At 59.2% G+C, this 19373-nt stretch carries 21 protein-coding genes, 1 pseudogene and 1 riboswitch; of the genes and pseudogenes, 19 read left to right on the forward strand and 3 right to left on the reverse strand.

Features of this window, described 5'->3' with window-relative positions:
• The first annotated feature begins 8 nt into the window (after positions 1 to 8).
• Positions 9 to 1019 carry a PhoH family protein gene (locus tag BM352_RS05325; protein WP_245780918.1) on the forward strand — a complete coding sequence of 337 codons (1011 nt, stop codon included), beginning with the start codon at positions 9 to 11 and terminating at the stop codon, positions 1017 to 1019.
• A 49-nt stretch (positions 1020 to 1068) separates the two neighbouring features.
• On the opposite strand, the gene BM352_RS05330 is transcribed toward BM352_RS05325, so the two are convergent.
• Positions 1069 to 1497 (reverse strand): DsrE family protein, encoded by a 429-nt coding sequence (locus tag BM352_RS05330; RefSeq protein WP_090213452.1) that lies wholly within the window; start codon positions 1495 to 1497, stop codon positions 1069 to 1071.
• Positions 1498 to 1664: 167 nt separating this feature from the next.
• Between BM352_RS05330 and ybeY the strand changes: the two genes are divergently transcribed.
• The 7 genes and pseudogenes from ybeY to BM352_RS05365 all read left to right on the forward strand — a co-directional run.
• On the forward strand, positions 1665 to 2162 hold the full coding sequence (ybeY, locus tag BM352_RS05335; RefSeq protein WP_090213455.1) for an rRNA maturation RNase YbeY: 498 nt from the start codon (positions 1665 to 1667) through the stop codon (positions 2160 to 2162).
• A 40-nt stretch (positions 2163 to 2202) separates the two neighbouring features.
• Positions 2203 to 3102: a hemolysin family protein gene (locus BM352_RS05340; RefSeq protein ID WP_090213458.1), complete on the forward strand. Its 900-nt coding sequence runs from the start codon at positions 2203 to 2205 to the stop codon at positions 3100 to 3102.
• 5 nt (positions 3103 to 3107) lie between these two features.
• Entirely contained in the window at positions 3108 to 4619 is a 1512-nt protein-coding gene (gene lnt / locus BM352_RS05345) for an apolipoprotein N-acyltransferase (RefSeq protein ID WP_090213460.1), read from the forward strand.
• Between the two features lie 14 nt (positions 4620 to 4633).
• A riboswitch (SAM-SAH riboswitch) is annotated at positions 4634 to 4682 on the forward strand.
• Positions 4683 to 4689: 7 nt separating this feature from the next.
• Positions 4690 to 5871, forward strand: coding sequence for a methionine adenosyltransferase (metK, locus tag BM352_RS05350; RefSeq protein WP_090213462.1), 1182 nt, complete (start codon positions 4690 to 4692; stop codon positions 5869 to 5871).
• 105 nt (positions 5872 to 5976) lie between these two features.
• Positions 5977 to 6687, forward strand: coding sequence for a tRNA (guanosine(46)-N7)-methyltransferase TrmB (gene trmB / locus BM352_RS05355; protein WP_090213465.1), 711 nt, complete (start codon positions 5977 to 5979; stop codon positions 6685 to 6687).
• Positions 6688 to 6709: 22 nt separating this feature from the next.
• Positions 6710 to 7159 (forward strand): ribose 5-phosphate isomerase B, encoded by a 450-nt coding sequence (rpiB, locus tag BM352_RS05360; protein WP_090213469.1) that lies wholly within the window; start codon positions 6710 to 6712, stop codon positions 7157 to 7159.
• Between the two features lie 307 nt (positions 7160 to 7466).
• A pseudogene (locus BM352_RS05365) lies at positions 7467 to 7568 on the forward strand (multicopper oxidase domain-containing protein); the annotation flags it as partial.
• Positions 7569 to 7606: 38 nt separating this feature from the next.
• Here the strand turns inward: BM352_RS05365 and BM352_RS05370 are convergent.
• On the reverse strand, positions 7607 to 7888 hold the full coding sequence (locus BM352_RS05370) for a metal-sensitive transcriptional regulator (RefSeq protein ID WP_090213475.1): 282 nt from the start codon (positions 7886 to 7888) through the stop codon (positions 7607 to 7609).
• Positions 7889 to 7960: 72 nt separating this feature from the next.
• Here BM352_RS05370 and BM352_RS05375 point away from each other — a divergent pair, with 72 nt between their 5' ends.
• The 10 genes from BM352_RS05375 (at position 7961) to BM352_RS05420 (ending at position 17943) form a co-directional block, all read left to right on the forward strand.
• Positions 7961 to 8512, forward strand: a complete 552-nt coding sequence (locus tag BM352_RS05375; protein WP_245780919.1) for a DUF305 domain-containing protein — start codon at positions 7961 to 7963, stop codon at positions 8510 to 8512.
• Positions 8513 to 8528: 16 nt separating this feature from the next.
• Positions 8529 to 9320, forward strand: a complete 792-nt coding sequence (locus tag BM352_RS05380; protein ID WP_090213477.1) for a glutaredoxin family protein — start codon at positions 8529 to 8531, stop codon at positions 9318 to 9320.
• 24 nt (positions 9321 to 9344) lie between these two features.
• Entirely contained in the window at positions 9345 to 10244 is a 900-nt protein-coding gene (locus tag BM352_RS05385) for an MBL fold metallo-hydrolase (RefSeq protein ID WP_090213480.1), read from the forward strand.
• 10 nt (positions 10245 to 10254) lie between these two features.
• The gene (locus BM352_RS05390; RefSeq protein WP_090213483.1) at positions 10255 to 10644 is read left to right on the forward strand and encodes a rhodanese-like domain-containing protein; all 390 of its coding nucleotides are present in this window, start codon (positions 10255 to 10257) and stop codon (positions 10642 to 10644) included.
• A gap of 333 nt (positions 10645 to 10977) precedes the next feature.
• Entirely contained in the window at positions 10978 to 12324 is a 1347-nt protein-coding gene (gene aroA, locus BM352_RS05395; protein WP_090213485.1) for a 3-phosphoshikimate 1-carboxyvinyltransferase, read from the forward strand.
• Between the two features lie 5 nt (positions 12325 to 12329).
• Positions 12330 to 12911, forward strand: coding sequence for a hypothetical protein (locus tag BM352_RS05400; protein ID WP_090213488.1), 582 nt, complete (start codon positions 12330 to 12332; stop codon positions 12909 to 12911).
• Positions 12904 to 13398: a hypothetical protein gene (locus BM352_RS05405; RefSeq protein ID WP_139229788.1), complete on the forward strand. Its 495-nt coding sequence runs from the start codon at positions 12904 to 12906 to the stop codon at positions 13396 to 13398. Before BM352_RS05400 ends, BM352_RS05405 begins: the two co-directional genes overlap by 8 nt.
• Positions 13399 to 13476: 78 nt before the next feature.
• Positions 13477 to 14082: a (d)CMP kinase gene (locus tag BM352_RS05410; RefSeq protein ID WP_090213495.1), complete on the forward strand. Its 606-nt coding sequence runs from the start codon at positions 13477 to 13479 to the stop codon at positions 14080 to 14082.
• A 189-nt stretch (positions 14083 to 14271) separates the two neighbouring features.
• A complete protein-coding gene (locus tag BM352_RS05415) occupies positions 14272 to 15975 on the forward strand; it encodes a calcium-binding protein (protein ID WP_090213498.1) in 1704 nt (567 codons plus the stop codon).
• Positions 15976 to 16326: 351 nt separating this feature from the next.
• Positions 16327 to 17943 (forward strand): caspase family protein, encoded by a 1617-nt coding sequence (locus tag BM352_RS05420; RefSeq protein ID WP_090213501.1) that lies wholly within the window; start codon positions 16327 to 16329, stop codon positions 17941 to 17943.
• A gap of 74 nt (positions 17944 to 18017) precedes the next feature.
• On the opposite strand, the gene BM352_RS05425 is transcribed toward BM352_RS05420, so the two are convergent.
• Positions 18018 to 18425, reverse strand: coding sequence for a universal stress protein (locus BM352_RS05425; protein ID WP_090213504.1), 408 nt, complete (start codon positions 18423 to 18425; stop codon positions 18018 to 18020).
• Between the two features lie 209 nt (positions 18426 to 18634).
• Between BM352_RS05425 and BM352_RS05430 the strand changes: the two genes are divergently transcribed.
• Positions 18635 to 19360, forward strand: a complete 726-nt coding sequence (locus BM352_RS05430) for an SPOR domain-containing protein (protein ID WP_090213506.1) — start codon at positions 18635 to 18637, stop codon at positions 19358 to 19360.
• Positions 19361 to 19373: the final 13 nt, after the last annotated feature.

Below are 19373 nucleotides of genomic sequence, written 5' to 3' on the forward strand. Positions count from 1 at the left end.
AGAGCTCGTTGACCATCAGTGATCTGACCGTGGAGCCCACGGATGTCGCCCCGACCGAAACCCTTCTGGAGTTTCCCGACAATCGGTTACTGATCGACCTGTGTGGAGAATTCGACCGAAACCTTGCCCAGATTGAACAGGTTCTTGGTGTGCAAATCGTGCGCCGTGGCAACCAGCTGGCCGTCATGGGCGAGGCCGCCGAAAAGGCGGCAACCGTGTTGGAGGCGTTGTATATCCGGCTTGAGGGTGGTCGCAGCGTCGAGATGGCCGATATCGAGGCGGAAATCCGCATGGGCCGCTCCGCCGAGGATACAGGCGCCCGCGACGGCGACCAGATCGAGATGTTCAAGGGTGGCGCAGTCGAGATCAAGACCCGCAAGAAAACCGTGGAGCCCCGCACGCAGGCGCAAAAAGACTACGTGACATCGCTGTTCAAGAATGAACTCGCCTTTGGCATTGGCCCTGCGGGCACGGGCAAAACCTATCTTGCTGTGGCTGTTGGCGTCTCCCTGTTCATCACCGGCAAGGTCGACAAGATCATCCTCTCCCGCCCCGCCGTTGAGGCTGGGGAGCGTCTGGGCTTCTTGCCTGGCGACATGAAGGACAAGGTCGACCCCTATATGCAGCCGCTCTACGATGCGCTGAACGACTTTTTGCCCGGCAAGCAAACCGCCAAGCTTATCGAGGAAAAGCGTATCGAGATCGCGCCGCTCGCCTTTATGAGGGGCCGTACGCTGTCCAACGCTTTCGTGGTGCTGGACGAGGCGCAGAACGCTACGACGATGCAGATGAAAATGTTCCTGACCCGTCTGGGTCAAGGCTCCCGCATGGTGATCACGGGCGACCGGTCGCAGGTTGACTTGCCGCGCGGTGTCTATTCAGGACTGCGAGAGGCCGAAGACCTGATCCAAGGCGTCAAGGGCGTGTCGTTTAACTACTTCACGGCCAAAGATGTTGTCCGCCACCCGCTCGTTGCACGGATCATCGAAGCCTACGAAGCGGCAGACGCCAAAGCGTAGGGCGTCCGCGCTTATGTGTTTCGGCTAGGTCTCCGATAGAACGCCAGACTTAAGGGCGCACGTAAGCATAGCCATCTTCCTGAAGTTCGATCAGCCGCACCACGCCGGATTGGACCATTTTGGCCTCGGACATTAGTGGAATGTCCTTGCCCGCTTTTTCGGACATTTTCGCGTGTGTGTTCCCGCATGCTGCAAAGCTGATATTGTCCAACTCCAAAGACATAACGGAAATCCGGTCTGCCACTGGGCTTTTGCCTGGGATCAGCATGTTGAGCCCCGGACCGTAGGTCACCACTTCGATTGTCACCTCGTCGCCAATGCTTTTGTAATAGGCCGCAACGTTTTGGGCATTGTTGAGCGCAAGATTCATGACTTGCGGGTCGTTTTGGTCCACATGAATTGCAACGTGGTGCATCTCACCTGCCATCGCGATGGACGCCAATGTCGAAAAGCCAATGGCCATAAGTGTCGTGCGCATATCTAATCCTCCCTGATGTTGATATGTCTAGATCAGGTGCGGATACTCAGCTCTTGTCAATTCAATTATTGGAATGTGTCCTGTCGGCAACCGGCCGAATGGCGCCGCATATATGGCCAAAACACAAGATGTGTTGACGCGGCTTTGGCCTGCTGTATGGGGATGCCATGGCACACATCGAAGTTCTGACTGAAGACGATCGCTGGACCACCGCAGGCCTCCCTGCGCTGGCCGAGAAAGCATGCACAGCCGCGCTGAGTGAGTTGTCGTTGGACGCTGAGTACGAGATCAGCCTGCTGGCCTGCGACGATGCGCGCGTGGCAGAATTGAACACCGAATTTCGCGGCAAGCCGACCCCCACAAACGTGCTGTCATGGCCGTCGGAGGAGCGCGGCGCGCAACTGCCCGGAATGATCCCGAGCCTGCCGGACGGGGCACCCCACGAACTGGAGCTGGGCGATATCGCCGTTGCGTTCGAGACCTGCGCTCGCGAAGCAGAGGAGGCCGACAAGCCGTTTGAGGACCATGTGACGCACCTTTTGGTGCATGGGACGCTCCATTTGTTGGGCTTTGATCACACAAATGATCCAGATGCGGCCTTGATGGAGGGTTTGGAGACCAGAATTCTTGCAAAATTAGGAATAGCCGACCCATATAGACAGTAAGGCTCAGATTTTTTGGGGCCGATTAATTGGAAAAGGACCGATGGGCGCAGAAATAGAAGGCTCGTCTACCGCAGCGCAGAGCGCGCAGGACATAGACCAAAGCCAGACCGAGACCGCAGACAGCGGCGAGACGGAACCTGGACTTATATCACGCGTGATCGCAGCGTTTCGGACGCCAGATTACGATGACGAAACCTCCAACAGCAACGGCTCGGGCAAGTCCCAGATGCTTGGGCTTGGAAACTTGCGCGCAAAGCGGGTGGAAGACGTTGTCATTCCGCGTGCCGAAATCGTGTCGGTTCCAAAAACCATTGGCTTGGACGAACTGGTCGAGGTGTTCCGCGAAAGCGGGCTGACGCGGCTTCCTGTGTTCGAAGACACATTGGACAGCCCGATTGGCTTGGTTCACCTGAAAGACTTGGCCCTGCGCCACGGCTTTAATGGCAAAAGCCCCGATTTCGATCTGTCGCAAATGGTGCGGCCCGTGTTGTTTGTGCCGCCCTCGATGCCAATCGGGGTGTTGCTGGCCAAGATGCAGACCGGGCGCAAGCACATGGCGCTGGTGATCGATGAATATGGTGGTGTGGACGGTTTGGTTACCATCGAGGACCTGATTGAACAGGTGCTTGGCGAGATCGAGGATGAACACGACATCGACGAAGCCGATCTGTGGAAGATGGAAAAGCCGGGGGTCTATCTGGCACAGGCCCGCGCTCCTCTGGAGGAGTTCGAGGCCGAGATCGGCCAGCGCCTGTCCGATGACGAGATGGACGAAGAGATCGACACCCTTGGCGGCTTGGTGTTTATGCTGTCTGGCCGCGTGCCTGCACGGGGCGAGGTTGTGGAGCACCCTTCCGGCGCAGAGTTCGAGATTGTCGACGCTGATCCGCGCCGGATCAAACGCCTTCGGGTCCTGATGCCCGCCAACGCATCCAACTGACCGCCATGATACGCCGCGCCTTCCGGCGTGCCGCTCGGCCAGGCTGGCGGCATCTTTCCTGTGCGTTCGCGCTTGGCATGTTGGGCGCGTTGGGGCAGGCCCCTTGGTCGCTATGGCCGGTGGCGATTGCAGGGTTTGGCGGGCTGACATGGCTCTTCAAAGCCGCTGAAAGCGCGCCCAAGGCCGCTTGGATTGGCTGGGCAGGGGGCGCGGGTTATTTCACGCTGGCGCTGTTCTGGCTGGTTGAGCCGTTCATGGTCGACATCGCCCGCCACGGCTGGATGGCACCCTTCGCTCTGTTCTTTATGGCTGGCGGGCTGGCGCTTTTGTGGGCCACAGCTTTCGGCATTGCGCGCCGGATTGGCGGTCTGATTGCGCTGATTTCCATGTGGACTGCAATGGAAATGCTGCGCAGCGTCTTGTTCACCGGTTTCCCGTGGGCAACAGTCGGACATATCTGGTCAGACCATCCGGTAATGCAGATCGCGGCCCTTGGCGGAACACCAGCCCTGACGCTGCTGACATTGGCGATTGCCGCTGGGCCAAGCGCTCGAGAACCCCTTGCAGGGTTGGCGTTTTCAGGCGTTCTTTTGCTTGCAGGGTGGGGGTTCGGGGCGCAGCAACTGGCCACCCATGCTGCGCAGCAAACTGGCCAGAACGTGCGATTGATCCAGCCAAATGCTGCGCAGCATTTGAAGTGGGATCCAGAGCATATCGGCCGATTTCTGCAACGCGCGGTGGATTTGACAGCGGCACCCGCCGAAGCGCCACCGGACTTGATCGTCTGGCCCGAAACCTCGGTTCCCTATCCGCTGGGCGAGGCCCCGACAGTGCTGGCAGCGATTTCTGTCGCTGCGGGCGGGCAGCCGATTATTGTCGGCGGCAACGACCGTGCCGAGGACGGCTGGCGCAACACATTGGTGCTGCTTGGTCCTGACGGAAAGCGCGTGCAGACCTACCACAAATACCACCTTGTCCCGTTTGGCGAATACATCCCGTTCGGTGATGTCTTGTCGAAACTGGGTATCAGCGGCATGGCCTCCCGCGACGGGGGCGGCTTTGCCAAGGGGCCGGGGGCCAAGCTGATCGATCTGCCGGGGATTGGTCCGGCCCTGCCACTGATCTGCTACGAACTTATCTTCCCGCGCAACCTGCGTGGGTTGCCGCGTCCCAATTTGCTGTTGCAGATCACCAATGACGCGTGGTTCGGCAATATCTCGGGGCCGTACCAACACCTTGCTCAAGCCCGCCTTCGCGCGGTGGAGCAAGGCCTGCCATTGATCCGCGCCGCGAATACCGGGATTTCGGCGGTGATTGACCCTTGGGGGCGCGTCACCGCACAAACCAAGCTGAACGAGGCCGCATTTCTCGATGCAGCGCTTCCTGCGCCGACCTCCGCCACGCCCTATAGCCGCTTTGGCGATTGGCCGATGCGTGTGCTGTTGGTGCTGTTGCTTGTCTGGCAGATCGCCGCACGACGCCGTGTTCCCATTGACCGCGCCACGCCACGGGAGTAGGGCAGGTCGATCATTCACCGCCACAACGGCTTCCTGACGTGGCGGGACAACATAATCGGAGCACTTTCCCATGGCACGACAGAACTATCTCTTCACCTCGGAATCCGTATCCGAGGGTCACCCGGACAAGGTGTGCGACCGCATTTCAGACGCAGTTCTGGACGCATTTCTCGCGGAAGAGCCTGAGGCGCGCGTCGCAGCGGAAACCTTTGCGACAACCAATCGCGTGGTGATCGGGGGCGAAGTGGGCCTCTCTGATAAAAACAAGCTGCACGAGTATATGGACCGGATCGAGGACATCACCCGCGACTGTATCCGTGACATCGGCTACGAGCAGGACAAGTTCCACTGGAAAACAGTCGAAGTGACGAACCTGCTGCACGAGCAATCTGCCCATATCGCACAAGGGGTTGATGCTTCCAGCGACAAGGAAGAAGGGGCCGGCGACCAAGGCATCATGTTCGGCTATGCCTGCAATGAAACGCCGGAGCTTATGCCCGCGCCGATCCACTACGCCCATGCTATCCTGCGCCGTCTGGCGGAAGTTCGTAAAAACGGCACCGAGCCGACGCTTGGCCCCGACGCCAAATCACAGCTGACGGTGCGCTATGTGGACGGCAAGCCAGTGGGGGTGTCCTCTGTCGTGCTGTCGACGCAGCACTTGGACGAGAACATGACCTCCGCCGATGTGCGCGCGGTTGTGGAGCCCTACATCACCGAAGTGCTGCCCGACGGCTGGCTGACCGGCGACACAGAATGGTGGGTTAACCCGACCGGCAAATTCGTTATCGGCGGCCCTGACGGCGACGCAGGCCTGACCGGCCGCAAGATCATCGTCGACACCTATGGTGGCGCGGCCCCGCATGGCGGTGGCGCGTTTTCTGGCAAAGACCCGACCAAAGTGGACCGGTCCGCCGCTTACGCATCGCGCTATCTGGCGAAAAACGTTGTCGCCTCCGGCCTTGCGCGTCGCTGCACGATCCAGCTGAGCTACGCGATCGGTGTGGCCAAGCCGCTGTCAATCTATTGTGACACGCATGGCACAGGCGAAGCGCCAGACGCCGCAATCGAGACAGCGGTCGCAGGTTTGATGGACCTGACGCCCCGCGGCATCCGCGAGCATCTGGGGATGAACCGCCCGATCTATGCCCGCACCGCGGCTTACGGCCACTTTGGTCGCGCGCCGGAGGCCGATGGCGGCTTCTCTTGGGAACGCACGGATATGGTCGAGGCGCTGAAAAAGGCGGTCTGACCGCCCCCGCAACATCTGACGACAAGGGCGCGCCATTGGTGCGCCCTTTGGCGTTTGGGCCATGCCCCGTTGCGCCCGTGCTGTTCCACGGCTAAACCGCCGCGCATGAGCACATCTGACAAAGACCCCGCGACGCCTTGGCGCAATTTTTATGGCCGTATCAAAGGCCAGTCCTTGAATGCCCGCCAAGAGCAGGACCTTGAGGACCTGTTGCCAAGTGTTCGCTTGCCAAATGTCACCCGCGAGGAAAACCCTGACCGCACTCTGCTGGACATCGAAGCACTCCGCGATGGCAACCCGGTTTGGCTGGAGGTTGGGTTCGGCTCTGGCGAGCACCTTGCCCATCAGGCCAAGGCCAACCCCGACGTGCTGTTCATCGGCTGCGAAATCTACATCAACGGCGTGGCGGCCCTATTGGGCAAAATCCGCCGCGAAGGCATCTCCAATATCGTGATCCACGCAGGCGATGCCCGTGACCTGTTTGACGTGCTGCCTGCAAATAGCTTGGACAAAATGTTCCTGCTCTACCCGGACCCGTGGCCCAAAGCGCGCCACCATCGCCGCCGGTTCGTGACGCCGGAGCACTTGGACCCGCTGGCCGAGAAGCTCAAACCGGGCAAAGAATTCCGTGTTGCCACCGATATCGAAGACTACGTGCGTCAGACCTTGGAAGAAGTGCCGCGCGCGGGATTTACGCTGACCGAACAGCCTGATGATCTGGGCAAGGCTTGGGATGATTGGTTCTCGACGCGCTACGAGCAAAAAGCCCTGCGCGAAGGCCGCACACCGCATTACATGACTTTTATCCGCAACTGATTTTTGAAGGCAGACTCTCCCCATGACAGCCAAGACACGCATCGTCCTTTCCAGCGATCACGCCGATATCGAATTGCGCAAAACCATCGCCGCGCATGTTGCAGCCCTTGGCTACGAGGTCGAAGACATCGGCCCGATGACATCCGAAAGCACCCATTACCCCAAGCACGGTGAAGCCGCCGCGCGGCGGGTGGCGTCAGGTGATTGCGCTTTGGGCATCATCGTTTGCGGCACGGGGCAGGGCATCATGATGGCGGCCAACAAGGTCAAAGGCATCCGCTGCGGTGTGTGTTCCGACACATTCTCCGCCCGTATGATCCGCCAGCACAATAACGCCAACATGCTGTCCTTGGGCGCACGGGTGATCGGCGAGGGGCTGGCGCTGGATATCGTGGACGCCTTCTTGGGTGCCGAGTTCGAGGGCGGGCGCCATGCGACGCGGGTGGATATGATTAGCGCGATTGAGGGTTAGCGTTCGGAGCGCAAGCCGGGCGGTCGGCGGACCGGGGGTGGGCGATCTTTCATAGCAGTTTGGCAGTTTATTTCGGCCAAGTTCATCTTCCCCCACAAGCCGTTGCGCCCGTAGCAAAATCGCCGACCCGTGGGACGGTTCGACGATCGCCCGGCGCCTACGGCTTGGTTCCGGGCGGGGAAAGTCGGCTTTGAGCCCAAACTTCCAACTTCTATGAGGTGCAGCGAAGGTCTGCTTCAGTTTCTACGCCGCGCCAGCTCTCGAAAAAGCGCAGGGGGCGAAACACCGATCTGCTCATGAAACCGTCGAAATTGCCTTCGTGACCGACAAGCCAGGCGTATGGATAATCCATTTCCATATGCTGTCGCATCAAAAGTCGGGCATGATGGCTTGGTTTGAGGTGGTATAACCGGAACATTGGAATGGAAGCGCTTTCGACCGTACAGGTTATTTCGACGCCTTCTGCAAAAGTCCAATCAACTCGTCAAATTTCGCACGCTGTTCTTCGGGGTCGCCGCTCTGGATGGCCGTCTCGACGCAGTGTGCGGCATGATTTTCGAGGATCAGTTTTTCGACACCCAGAATAGCTGACCTGATCGCCGCTGTTTGCGCCAGAATATCCATGCAGTAGCGGTCACCCTCGACCATCCTTGCCACGCCCCGCACTTGCCCTTCAAGCCGTGAAAGCCGGTCTAGCGTTTTATCTTTGTTCGCTTTCAATCGGGCCATCCTTATAAATATCGGAACCATTTAGCAGCAGTCCCGTTAATACCCCACACGGGTATAAAGAGAGGACACGTAATGGCACACCATCAGGATACGAATATGGGCTCTCGGTCTATGCACAGCAAGGATCATAACGCAAAGGGCGGCGGGTACGGCAAATTCTTTGCTATGATCGGCACCTCGACGGTTGTGATGTATGGTCTGATGTATCTCAACACCTACGCACTCGATCACGTCTTCTTCTCACAGACGCGTATGTGGATGGCGCTGTATATGGGTGGGATGATGGCGATTATCATGCTGGCCTTCATGCTCGGCATGTATTCCAACCGAAAAGCCAATATCGCGATTTTCGCGGGGGCCGCCATTGCCTTTGCGGCAGGCGTTTATCTGGTCCGCTCGCAGGATACGGTGGGTGATGTTGCTTGGATGAAGGCGATGATCCCGCACCATTCTATTGCGATCTTGGTTAGTGAACGCGCCAACTTCTCTGATCCACGGGTTCAGGAATTGGCCACCGCGATCATCGAAGCGCAGCGCGGCGAGATTGCGGAAATGAAGGGTTACATCGCAGATATCGAAGCCAACGGGGATGCGCCTGCCGGAACCTCGCGGACAGAACGCTGAGGCAAAGGAAACCATCATGCCAGACGATACACGCGACATTGCTGACGTAAAAACAGACCCCGCGGAATTCGCGACCGGAAAGACAGCCGTACTTTACCGCATGGCCCTGCCCGACCATCTGTGCCCGTCAGGACAGAAGGCTCGGTGGCTTTTAAAAAGCAAAGGATTTTCGGTCGATGATCGCCTTTTCCGGTCGAGGTCAGAGGTCGACGCGTTCAAAAAAGCGCAGGGCGTGCCCACCACCCCGCAGATCTGGATCGAAGGCGAGAGGGTTGGCGGCTATGACGCTCTGCGCCAAAAGCTCACCGACTATGACCCTGATGCGACAACCTATAAACCAGTAATCTACCTGTTCGCCGTGGCCGCCGCGACGGCGCTGGCGCTGTCCATCGGCTTTCTTGGCGCGATCACGTGGCAAACGCTCGGCTGGTTCATATCCGTCTCGATGATCCTGCTGGGGATGCAGAAACTGCGCGACATCGAAAGCTTCACGACGATGTTCCTCAACTATGATCTGCTGGCGCGCAAATGGGTTCCCTACGCCTATGTATACCCGTGGGTCGAAACCGGAGCGGGCGTTTTGATGACAGGCATGTTGCTGACCGGGCTTGCCGCCCCTGCCGCGCTTTTCATCGCCACTGTCGGCGCATTCAGCGTGTTCAAAGCCGTCTACATCGACAAACGAGAGCTTAAATGCGCCTGCGTGGGCGGAAATTCCAATGTGCCGCTCGGCTTCGTAAGCCTGTCTGAAAACCTGATGATGATGGGGATGGCGATCGTCATGTTGGGCTTGGCCATCGCCGGATAATATGGACAAGAGGAGAAAGCACTAATGAAACTTTCACGCACAAGCCCGTCACGCGGCCCGAATTCCGCGCAGGTCACCGGATTTTATGACGATGATACGGGAAGCATCCAATATCTCGTGGCGGACCCTAACACCCGACAGGCTGCCTTGATCGACACTGTACTTAGCTTTGATCCCAAGAGTGCAGCGACCAACAGCGACAGTGTAGAGTCCATTCTAGACTTTGCGAAGGCTGAGGGGCTGGACATCACGTGGATCCTCGACACGCACCCGCACGCCGATCACCTTATGGCCTCATCGTTTTTGAAAAAACGTCTGGGCAAACCGAATGCTATCGGGGCCAAGGTTCTGGACATCGCAGAGCTTTGGCGTGACTTTTACAACATGCCTGACGCATTCGATCCCGCCTCCGATTTCGATCATCTCTTCGAGGATGGTGACAGTTTTCAGATTGGGTCGCTTCCGGTTAAGGTCATGCTCTCGCCCGGTCACACTCTGGGATCGATCACTTATATTGTTGGTAACGATGCGGCCTTCGTCCACGACACCTTCATGCAGCCGGATGCGGGAACCGCGCGCGCAGATTTTCCCGGTGGCACGGCGGCTGACCTTTATGGCTCGTTGCAGGATATTCTGGCGCTGCCTGACGATACCCGACTGTTTATCGGACACGACTACGGCAGCGACTATCGCAAGACGCCTACGTGGGAATCTACCGTGGCCGAACAGCGCCGTCACAACATCCACGTTGGCGGTGGGACCAACAAGGCTGCGTATATTGACCTGCGAGAGGCACGCGACAACAGCCTCGCATTCCCCGATCGCATGCTGCACGTTTTGCAGATGAACCTGCGTGCAGGCGCGCTCCCTTCCACCGAAGACGACGACCAGCGCTACCTGAAAATTCCGCTAAACCGCTTCTAAGGAGACCACCATGGAGACCGAAACAACCGACAACGGCACGCTTGAAACCTGGACACCACAAGAGGTCCGTGATGCGTTTCAGCGCAATGAAATTGTCCTGATTGACGTGCGCACCCCGCAAGAATACGGGTTTGAACGTATAGAGGGCGCGCTCCTCGCACCTATGCAGGCCTTTGATCCGGATCACATGCCGGGCCAGTCTGACAAGCACATCGTATTTCATTGCGGTTCTGGTGTCCGGTCAGAAAAGGTAGCGCGGCTGTGCCTTGAACATGGATTCGAAAGGGTCGCCCACCTTGGAGGCGGCTTTGGTGCCTGGAAGGACACTGGCATGGCCTATACCGGAACCGATGTTGGCTCGGGCGCCCCCAAAAGCATGCAAAAGACAGCCACCAGCTAACTTTTTCGTTCGTATGAGACAGTGGAAACGTGCTGTTTGGCCTGAATTCCTCATAATTGGTCAGGATATACGTGAGAGAAATTATTAAGCTCTGGGCGTTCGGCATCAGAGAGTTCGGCTCGGCCAATGCCTTACCGTAGTAACTGGAAAGCAGCCGTTGGCGTAACTGCAGCGAAATGGGGCTTCGTCCGCATAGCTTCCCTTCGCCCCAGATGGGTGCAGGGAAGTTGGTCCAATTAGGCCATCCCCACCCCATGCACAAACGACGATGGACCCTTCGCCGACACTGGGCTATCACGTCAGGGCTTTTGACTGACCAGAGAGAATTGCCCCATGTCCGGCCACGGTGACCCTATCCCAATGACCTCCCGCGCTGGTGGCGCTTTATCCGGCGAGGCGCATGTGCCGGGGGACAAATCCATCTCCCACCGCTCGCTTATTTTGGGCGCGATGGCTGTAGGGGAGACCAAGGTCTCCGGCCTGCTGGAAGGCCAAGACGTTCTGGACACAGGCCGCGCGATGCAGGCCTTCGGGGCGGAAGTTATCAACCACGGCGGCGGCAACTGGTCGGTGCATGGCGTGGGTGTCGGCGGCTTTGCGGAACCAAGCCAAGTCATCGACTGCGGCAACTCCGGCACCGGCGTGCGGCTGATCATGGGCGCGATGGCGACCTCGCCGATCACCGCGACCTTCACGGGCGATGCCTCCTTGAATGGCCGTCCTATGGGCCGTGTGACGGATCCGCTGGCGCTGTTCGGCACGCAAAGCTACGGGCGCAAGGGCGGGCGGTTGCCAATGACGATTGTGGGCGCCGCGAACCCCGCCCCTGTCCGCTACACCGTGCCCATGCCCTCCGCTCAGGTGAAATCCGCGGTGCTACTGGCCGGGCTGAACGCGCCGGGCGAGACCGTGGTGATCGAGAAAGAAGCCACCCGCGACCATTCGGAGCGGATGCTCGTGGGTTTCGGCGCGAACCTGAGCGTGGACGACAGCAATGAAGGTCGCGTTATCACGCTGACAGGCCAGCCAGAATTGAAGCCGCAAACCATCACCGTGCCGCGTGACCCAAGCTCCGCCGCTTTTCCCGTTTGCGCGGGCATCGTCGCCCCGGGCTCCGACGTGTTGGTGCCTGGCATCGGGCTGAACCCGACCCGCGCGGGCCTTTTCACCACGTTGCAAGAAATGGGCGCGGACCTGACATTCGAGAACATGCGCGAAGAGGGTGGGGAGCCTGTGGCGGACCTGCGGGCGAAGTTCTCTGACAACATGCAAGGCATCGAGGTGCCGCCAGAGCGCGCGGCCTCGATGATCGACGAATATCCGGTGCTGTCCGTTGTCGCCGCATTCGCAACCGGCAAGACCGTCATGCGCGGCGTGAAAGAGCTGCGGGTGAAGGAAAGCGACCGTATCGACGCCATGGCGCGCGGGCTGGAGGCTTGCGGGGTGACTATTGAGGAAGACGAGGATACCTTTACCGTGCATGGTATGGGCGTCGGCGGCGTTCCGGGCGGTGGCACATGCGCCACCCATCTGGACCACCGCATCGCAATGTCTTTCATGGTGCTCGGGCTGGGCACGCAGAAGCCGGTCCATATTGACGACGGGGGGCCAATTGCGACATCCTTCCCGATTTTTGAGGATTTGATGCGCGGTTTGGGCGCGACCATTACAAGGGATTAGGGTTTATGCAGAAGTATTTTGCGAGTGTTGTAGTTGGCGGCGAGAGCGAATTGGACGCCAACTCCCGCATCTTCGTTGGCCATTCAGAGAGTATCACGCAGTTTCTCGCGACGCTGATGATGGCGTTTGACCAAGAAAACACGCAACTCCTTTTGCTGCGCCGTGCTGCATTGCTGGATGATTTCGAGGAGGGCGATTTCGACGCCCCGATCAATCTTGGGCCAGTGAAGGCGATGGACATCCAGCCGGGTCGATTGATTGCTGGCGATCCCTATCCCGGTGCGTTGCCTGCTGCCCTGCCAGAAAGCGGCTGCAAAATGGCGCTGGTCGAGCTTGCCGTAAAAACTGGCGGTGGTCAGGTTGCACTGGTCGGTGTGAAAGCTGCAAACGCGATTCAAGGCCTGCGGATCATCCTCAGCGATGCGGAGCAGGGCGGCGCGACCATCACCTCGGTTGAAGGCCTGATGGATGCGGAATTGCACGCGGATGATGCCTACGACTTCGATGCCAAGCCAAGCGCGCTGGCTGCACGGGTTGCCGGTGGCGAGCATGTCGCGATGAGCGAACCGATTGCCTTCGGTGCCTAAACCCCTGCTATGGGCGTGGGCGGTCACGACCGCCGCGCTCTACGGCGTGCTGGCCTACGGGTCTTACGTCACAATGCCCTCCCTTGCGGGGGGCATGTTGGGTTTTGACATGCGCCCGCTTGGCATGAACGCTTCGGACGGTGCTACCTACATGGCGGCCATGACCGACGCGGGCCGTCTCTATTACTTGACCTGGCTGAAGCCGCTGGACACCGCATTTATCGCGGCGCTGGTTGTGCTGGGCGTTGCGCTTTCTCGGACCTTTGACGGCCGCCTGCTATGGATGTCGGTCGTGGCGGCGTTGGTTTATGGCGTGATGGATCTAGCGGAAAACCAAATGGTTGCGTCGCTGATGAAGGAGGCGCAAGGGGGCAGCGATCCCGAGTTTGCGTTGATCGCGTGGGCAACGCGCTCCAAGTTTGCTGCAATAGCCGTAATGGCACTGACCCTTCTGGCGCAGTGGCGCAGATCACCTCGCCACGGCTAACGGTCCTGCCCCAACGCTTGCACCGACTTTGCACGAGGCCTACACCTGCTGACGACCCAAACTGACGAGACAGATGCCATGAAATTCACAGTCGCAATCGACGGCCCTGCCGCGGCAGGCAAGGGCACGCTCTCCAAACGGGTCGCCACCGAGTTCGGGTTTGCCCATCTCGACACGGGGTTGCTTTATCGTGCCACGGGCGCGCGGGTTCTGGCAGGGGCGGAACCAGTTGAGGCTGCGAAAGGCCTGACACCGGACGACATGGCCCGCGATGATTTGCGCACCACAGCGGTCGCGCAAGCGGCCTCGAAAGTGGCCGCAATTCCAGAGGTGCGCGCGGCGCTGGTCCAGTTCCAGCGCGACTTTGCCAGACGCGAAGGGGGCGCAGTTCTGGACGGGCGCGACATAGGCACGGTGATCTGCCCGGATGCGGACGTGAAGCTGTTCGTCACCGCCTCCGACGCCGTTCGGGCGGAGCGGCGCTATCTGGAGCTTTCAGGCAACGGCCATGAGGTCACACGCGAAGGCGTCCTGCGTGATCTGCAAGAACGCGACGCCCGCGACCGTGACCGCGAAGCAGCTCCCTTGGCGGCGGCGGCAGATGCAGTGGTGATCGACACGTCTGACATGACAATCGACGCCGCTGTGCAGGCGGCTGTCCGCTTCATCAAGGCCCGCATCTAGGCTGAAACTGCTTAAACGGTCTCCTTGGGCGCCTCGTGGCAAGAAACCGCCACACTTTCCTGCGACATTCACGGTGTTTCGCCGATAGAGGACTTCCGTACTCGTCAGGGTATACGCATCCGTGGTTAAGGGGCATCAGACAGATCAAAACCCCAGTAAACCAACGCCTTTTAGGCGAAAGGAGAAGTAATGCCTTCAGCACAAGAAACCATCGCAGCAGGCCTCGAAACCATAGCCAAAACCGTCACGCAAGATCCCGGCCTTCTGGAGAATGTTGCCCTCGCCGATATCAGCGGCGGGACCGACGGGGCGCGACTGATGAATGACGTTATTCTGCAAGCAATTGTCGACACCGGCGTGAATGCTGACGGTGCGCTGACGCCCGACGACATCCGCACCATCAGCGATTACATCCGCGAAACTCCGGCGCTTTACGCTGATTTCGTTGAAGGTCACGGCAATGACGAAGGCCAGCTTGAAACGGGATTCCACCTTGTGCAGGGCGACGGCGGCTCTTTCATGTTTCAGGGGCGGCATCTGGTGGATAACATCGCTGACGCGATTTACCACGTGGGCTTCGAATACGGCAACGGGGTCTTCCTGAACGAGGATGGCGACGCGAATGAACCCGTCGATGACATAGCGGGATGGCTCAACTTTTTCGTCAACGGCGTGAACGTCGTCTACGGCACGGATGCAGGTGAAACGCTCTATTCCGGCGATTATAGCCCGGAGTTGTCCGTCGCAGCGGACGAGGTATTTTACGCCGGCGCCGGCGATGATCTGATCTGGCCCGAAAGTGGCAATGATATTGTGTGGGCAGGGGCGGGCAATGACGTTGCTGCTGGCGGCGACGGCAATGATCTGCTGATCGGCGAGGCAGGCGATGACCGCCTTTGGGGCGACGCTGGAAATGACGAACTGCATGGCGACGCAGGCTCAGACACGCTGGGCGGAGGCCTTGGGGATGACACGCTCCACGGGGGCGCGGATGCGGATAACCTGTGGGGCGACGAAGGCTCGGACATCATCTACGGCGACGATGGCAACGATGTGATCGACGGCGGCTCAGGCGATGACGGACTGGTCGGTGGCAATGGCAATGATGAGATTTGGGGCGGTGACGGCGCGGATGTCATGTATGGCGGTGCGGGTGCGGATACGCTGGGCGGCGGCATCGGGAATGACGAGCTTTACGGCGACGAAGGCGCGGACGAGCTGTGGGGCAATGAGGGCGATGACTTTATCCTTGGCGGCGCGGACGACGACCTTATTGGCGGCGGCGACGGTGACGATGTGATCTCCGGCGATGATGGGCAGGACACGCTCTGGGGCGAGGCCGGTCATGACTGGATTTACGGCGGCCAAGGCGTGGACCGCATCGGTGGCGGAGACGGCAATGATCACATCGAAGGTGGCGACGGCGTGGACACGGTGTTCGGCGATGCGGGCGACGATGTGCTTTCCGGCGATGCAGGCAATGACTTGCTTTATGGCGGCAACGATAATGACACCCTGATCGGCGGCAGTGGCGATGACCTGCTGAACGGGCAGGAGGGCAGCGACTTGATCTATGGCGGCGCGGGCGTGGACCGGCTTGTCGGCTGGGATCTTGATGGCGCCCGCGACGTGTTCATCTTCGGCGCAGGCGACAGCGGCACCACAGCAAGCACCATGGATCTGGTCGAAGGGTTTGTGAGTGGCGAGGATCAAATTGACCTTAGCAGCTATGGCAACCTCAGCTTTGTGGCGGTTCTCAGCGGGTCTGGTGCTGCCGAAGTAACCTTCGATGGCGATTACATCTGGGTCGACGGGAATGGCGATGGTGTGGCCGACCTTGGGGTGGAACTGCAAGGTATCGACACCGTCGCTGCAAGTGACTTCCTGCTGTAACGGACCTGACAGGCAAGCAGTTCTGGCCGCGCTGGAGTGTTCCGGCGCGGCTTTTGCATGTCTCGGGATTGGTAAGATAGGCGGCCGCCCATTTCGGGCTGCGGTCGTCATGTTGCAGGCGTTACCCTGCATCCCTTCGGGGTTTAGCGTCCCCTATATTGCCGGCGGTCGCGGGAAGCCCCAATGCGGGGCCAGTGACCACAGAACGATTGCGAAGCGTTTGTGACGCCGCGCGTTTGGTTAACCGAGGACAGGATATAGGGCGCAGGCCTTAAGGTTTGGTAGCGGGTGCGTTCTGTGGAAGCTGGAGTAGAGCCTAGTTTGGCGGCTCTCCGCGTGCTAAACAGATGTATGGGAAACACAGCGCCAAATATGGGTCCAACATATCGAGCCAGCGCCTGCCGCGAGGCGCTTCAGTTTGCGATCGTGTTGATGGCGACCCTACTGCTGGCCTTGCCGCTTCTTGCGCAGGACGGGGGATCTGGGCGTATCGCTTTGATCATAGGGAACGGAGCGTATGAGAACGTGGCCGAGCTTCGCAACCCGCGCAACGACTCCGCCGACCTTGCGGCGTCGCTGACGGCGGCGGGGTTCCAAGTCGACCTGCATCTGGATCAAGACCAAGGAAAGATGCTGGACACGCTCAGGGCCTTCCGGCGCAAGGCGGACAGGGCGGAGATTGCGCTGATCTATTACGCGGGACACGGCATCGAAATTGACCGCCAGAACTACCTGCTGCCCGTTGATGCGGTTCTGGAAACCGACGCGGACGTCAACTTTGAGGCGGTTAAGCTGGAAACGATGGTCTTCGCTGCGAGCGGGGCGACACGTCTGAGCATGGTCGTTGTGGACGCTTGCCGAAACAACCCTTTTGCCAGCTCGATGAAACGCACCAACGCCAGCCGATCTATCGGGCGCGGCTTGTCGGCGATCGAGCCCACCAAAAACACCCTCGTGGCCTATGCGGCGAAAGAAGGCACTACGGCCGCTGACGGTATTGGTCGCAACAGCCCCTACGCCACTGCCTTGATTGATGCGCTTGGGCAACGCGATCTGGAGGTTGGATTGATGATGCGGCGGGTTCGCGACAGCGTCCTCAAAGCAACGGCAGGCAAGCAAGAGCCCTTTGTCTACGGCTCGCTCTCGGCTGATCCGATATATCTGAATGACACCCGCGGGATCGCCCCCGGCACGACCATAATCGACACCTCGGAAGGGCGCGTCGAAGACGTCCCGACGGCCAACGCCGCCGAAATCGTTTTTTGGAAATCCATCGCGGACACCACGAAACCGTCCTTGCTTGAAGCCTATCTCGACTTATATCCCGACGGGTTTTTCGCTGAACTGGCAAACGCCAAAATTGAACTTCTGGGTGGCGCAACGCCGCCCCCACAGAAGGTCGCAACTGCGGCGCCATTTGAAACGCTCGCGCCAGTTATCGCCGAGGATCGCGCATTGAGCCGCGACGAGTTGGTCGAGCTGCAAGAAAGGCTCTCTTCGTTAGGGCACGCGTTAGGCTCGGCTGACGGGGTCGCAGGTCGTCGCACCAAAGCCGCTATTCGGGAATATGAGCAGGCGGAAGGCCGTCCGGTTTTGGGCCTCGCTTCGCTACCTGTTCTGAAGGCGTTGCGCGATAAGGTCTCCGAGGCGGAGCTGAAGGACTGGCGCGCGCGTAAGGCGGCAAGCGTGACGAAGGCGAAGACCGCCGCGCCGAAACCAGCAAAGGCCGCAGCCCGCCCCAAACAGGTGACCCAGCCGAAGGTGGTTGCTCCGAAGGCAACCGCACCACCGCCGCCAAAGGTCGTCGCCAAGAAGGTGACGCCGAAGCCATCCAATAAATACACTCAGTTTTGCGGGGCGAACAGGCAATGCGGGACCGCTGAATGTCGGTCAGGTGACAGCGGTCAGTTCTTCAAAAAGACGCGGAACTGCAAATTCTGCTCCCTTTATTCGCAGCGCTGCCGATAGACCCGACGCAGCTGGTCGCGCGAGTCTCTCTTTGTTAAGGCACGGAACACAGAGCGCTGCCTGTCCCATAGGGTTTAGCGGATGACATGCACCGCGCATTTGGCATGGCGCACCACCCGCGCCGCAGTAGAGCCCAGAAAGATATCGCTAAACCCCGGCCTGTGAGACGCCATGACAATACAGTCGACATCGTTATCGTTGGCATAGTCGACCAGCGTGCGCCCTGCATGGCCCGATACGAGCGTCGGCACTGCGCCCGGTAAACCCTTGGCCGATTGGGTCAGAGATTTGGCAATTCCGTCATGCGTGTTCTTAAGTACGTCGTCGGGAATCTCAGCAGTAAAATACGCAGGAATGGCCTCTACGACGTGTATGACCGTAAATTTGGCGTCTTTGTCTGCCAAGGCCCGCGCGGCCAGAAACGAGGCCTGTGTATCGTGTGTTTCATCAAAAACGACTGGAACGAGGATATGCTTGTACATGGTGTCATCTCCTACTTGTTTGCATTTTAGGTGAGTGGCTAAGTTTAGACTGAAAGCTGCTAAGGGTCGTTGAGTTAGGTCAAGGCGTGGTTTTTGTGTCTTTTTAAGCCTTCGAGAGGGCGCAATTCACGCCCGAGCGCCGTCATTTCACACCGACTTCAAGCGCGTTCCGATAGATTGAATTCCGTGAAATGCAGAAGGAGGATAATATGAAAGCGCAGATTGAAGCCGTTAAACTGGCTCTCCAGACGCTGGTGTATCTGGCGCTGTTGGCGCTGATTGCCTCGTTGTTTTTCAAGCCGGAGTTTACCGCCAAACGGACCGGAAATTTTTTTAAGGCTTTCCAGGATCACGACATCAACATCAAAATCGCTGCGATGGGCTTTAACATCTCGCCGCGCGAGGTGAAGGAATTGACCGAACAAAGCTCGGTGCTGGATCAGGTCAAATTATCTGGGGAATGTTTGGGCCGCGGCCAATGCAATAGTGACGAGCAGGCGCAACTGGCCTCCTTGCTACAGATCGAGCAGGTCGGTGCCTACCTTGCAAAGTCAGGCGGGGCGGAAGCGACCGTAGAGCCGGTCGTGATCTCCGAAGGAAACGAGACAGTTTCCAGCGGAATTATTGTTCCTGGCCCGTCGGATGACGGTGTTGGGGAATGGGTCGTCGTTCTGGGGGCCGACCGCAGTCTGGACGCGGCGCAGGACGAACAGCGCAAAATCGCTGGCCGCGTGGATCAGGTGCAAATCGAGCTCATTCTACGCGACAACTGGTATCGCACGGTCGCCTTCTTCGACACCGCAGACCAAGCAGAAGCCGCGTTGCCCGCACTGGAGCAAGCCGCGCGCCGAAAAGGCATCTACGCGCGATCCACCGCGATCTGGTGCGAAGGCACGGTCTCGACGGGAAGCGACGGTGTGATTGCGTGCGGGTAAGAGGCGGATCAAA

The organism is Litoreibacter janthinus, assembly GCF_900111945.1.
GTDB lineage: Bacteria > Pseudomonadota > Alphaproteobacteria > Rhodobacterales > Rhodobacteraceae > Litoreibacter > Litoreibacter janthinus.

Bases quoted from the DNA above. Each gene is read 5' to 3' on its own strand.
- BM352_RS05330 (WP_090213452.1), bottom strand. From the start codon at position 1,497: ATGCGCACGACACTTATGGCCATTGGCTTTTCGACATTGGCGTCCATC.
- ybeY (WP_090213455.1), top strand. From the start codon at position 1,665: ATGGCACACATCGAAGTTCTGACTGAAGACGATCGCTGGACCACCGCA.
- BM352_RS05340 (WP_090213458.1), top strand. From the start codon at position 2,203: ATGGGCGCAGAAATAGAAGGCTCGTCTACCGCAGCGCAGAGCGCGCAG.
- lnt (WP_090213460.1), top strand. From the start codon at position 3,108: ATGATACGCCGCGCCTTCCGGCGTGCCGCTCGGCCAGGCTGGCGGCAT.
- metK (WP_090213462.1), top strand. From the start codon at position 4,690: ATGGCACGACAGAACTATCTCTTCACCTCGGAATCCGTATCCGAGGGT.
- trmB (WP_090213465.1), top strand. From the start codon at position 5,977: ATGAGCACATCTGACAAAGACCCCGCGACGCCTTGGCGCAATTTTTAT.
- rpiB (WP_090213469.1), top strand. From the start codon at position 6,710: ATGACAGCCAAGACACGCATCGTCCTTTCCAGCGATCACGCCGATATC.
- BM352_RS05370 (WP_090213475.1), bottom strand. From the start codon at position 7,888: ATGGCCCGATTGAAAGCGAACAAAGATAAAACGCTAGACCGGCTTTCA.
- BM352_RS05375 (WP_245780919.1), top strand. From the start codon at position 7,961: ATGGCACACCATCAGGATACGAATATGGGCTCTCGGTCTATGCACAGC.
- BM352_RS05380 (WP_090213477.1), top strand. From the start codon at position 8,529: ATGCCAGACGATACACGCGACATTGCTGACGTAAAAACAGACCCCGCG.
- BM352_RS05385 (WP_090213480.1), top strand. From the start codon at position 9,345: ATGAAACTTTCACGCACAAGCCCGTCACGCGGCCCGAATTCCGCGCAG.
- BM352_RS05390 (WP_090213483.1), top strand. From the start codon at position 10,255: ATGGAGACCGAAACAACCGACAACGGCACGCTTGAAACCTGGACACCA.
- aroA (WP_090213485.1), top strand. From the start codon at position 10,978: ATGTCCGGCCACGGTGACCCTATCCCAATGACCTCCCGCGCTGGTGGC.
- BM352_RS05400 (WP_090213488.1), top strand. From the start codon at position 12,330: ATGCAGAAGTATTTTGCGAGTGTTGTAGTTGGCGGCGAGAGCGAATTG.
- BM352_RS05410 (WP_090213495.1), top strand. From the start codon at position 13,477: ATGAAATTCACAGTCGCAATCGACGGCCCTGCCGCGGCAGGCAAGGGC.
- BM352_RS05415 (WP_090213498.1), top strand. From the start codon at position 14,272: ATGCCTTCAGCACAAGAAACCATCGCAGCAGGCCTCGAAACCATAGCC.
- BM352_RS05420 (WP_090213501.1), top strand. From the start codon at position 16,327: ATGGGAAACACAGCGCCAAATATGGGTCCAACATATCGAGCCAGCGCC.
- BM352_RS05425 (WP_090213504.1), bottom strand. From the start codon at position 18,425: ATGTACAAGCATATCCTCGTTCCAGTCGTTTTTGATGAAACACACGAT.
- BM352_RS05430 (WP_090213506.1), top strand. From the start codon at position 18,635: ATGAAAGCGCAGATTGAAGCCGTTAAACTGGCTCTCCAGACGCTGGTG.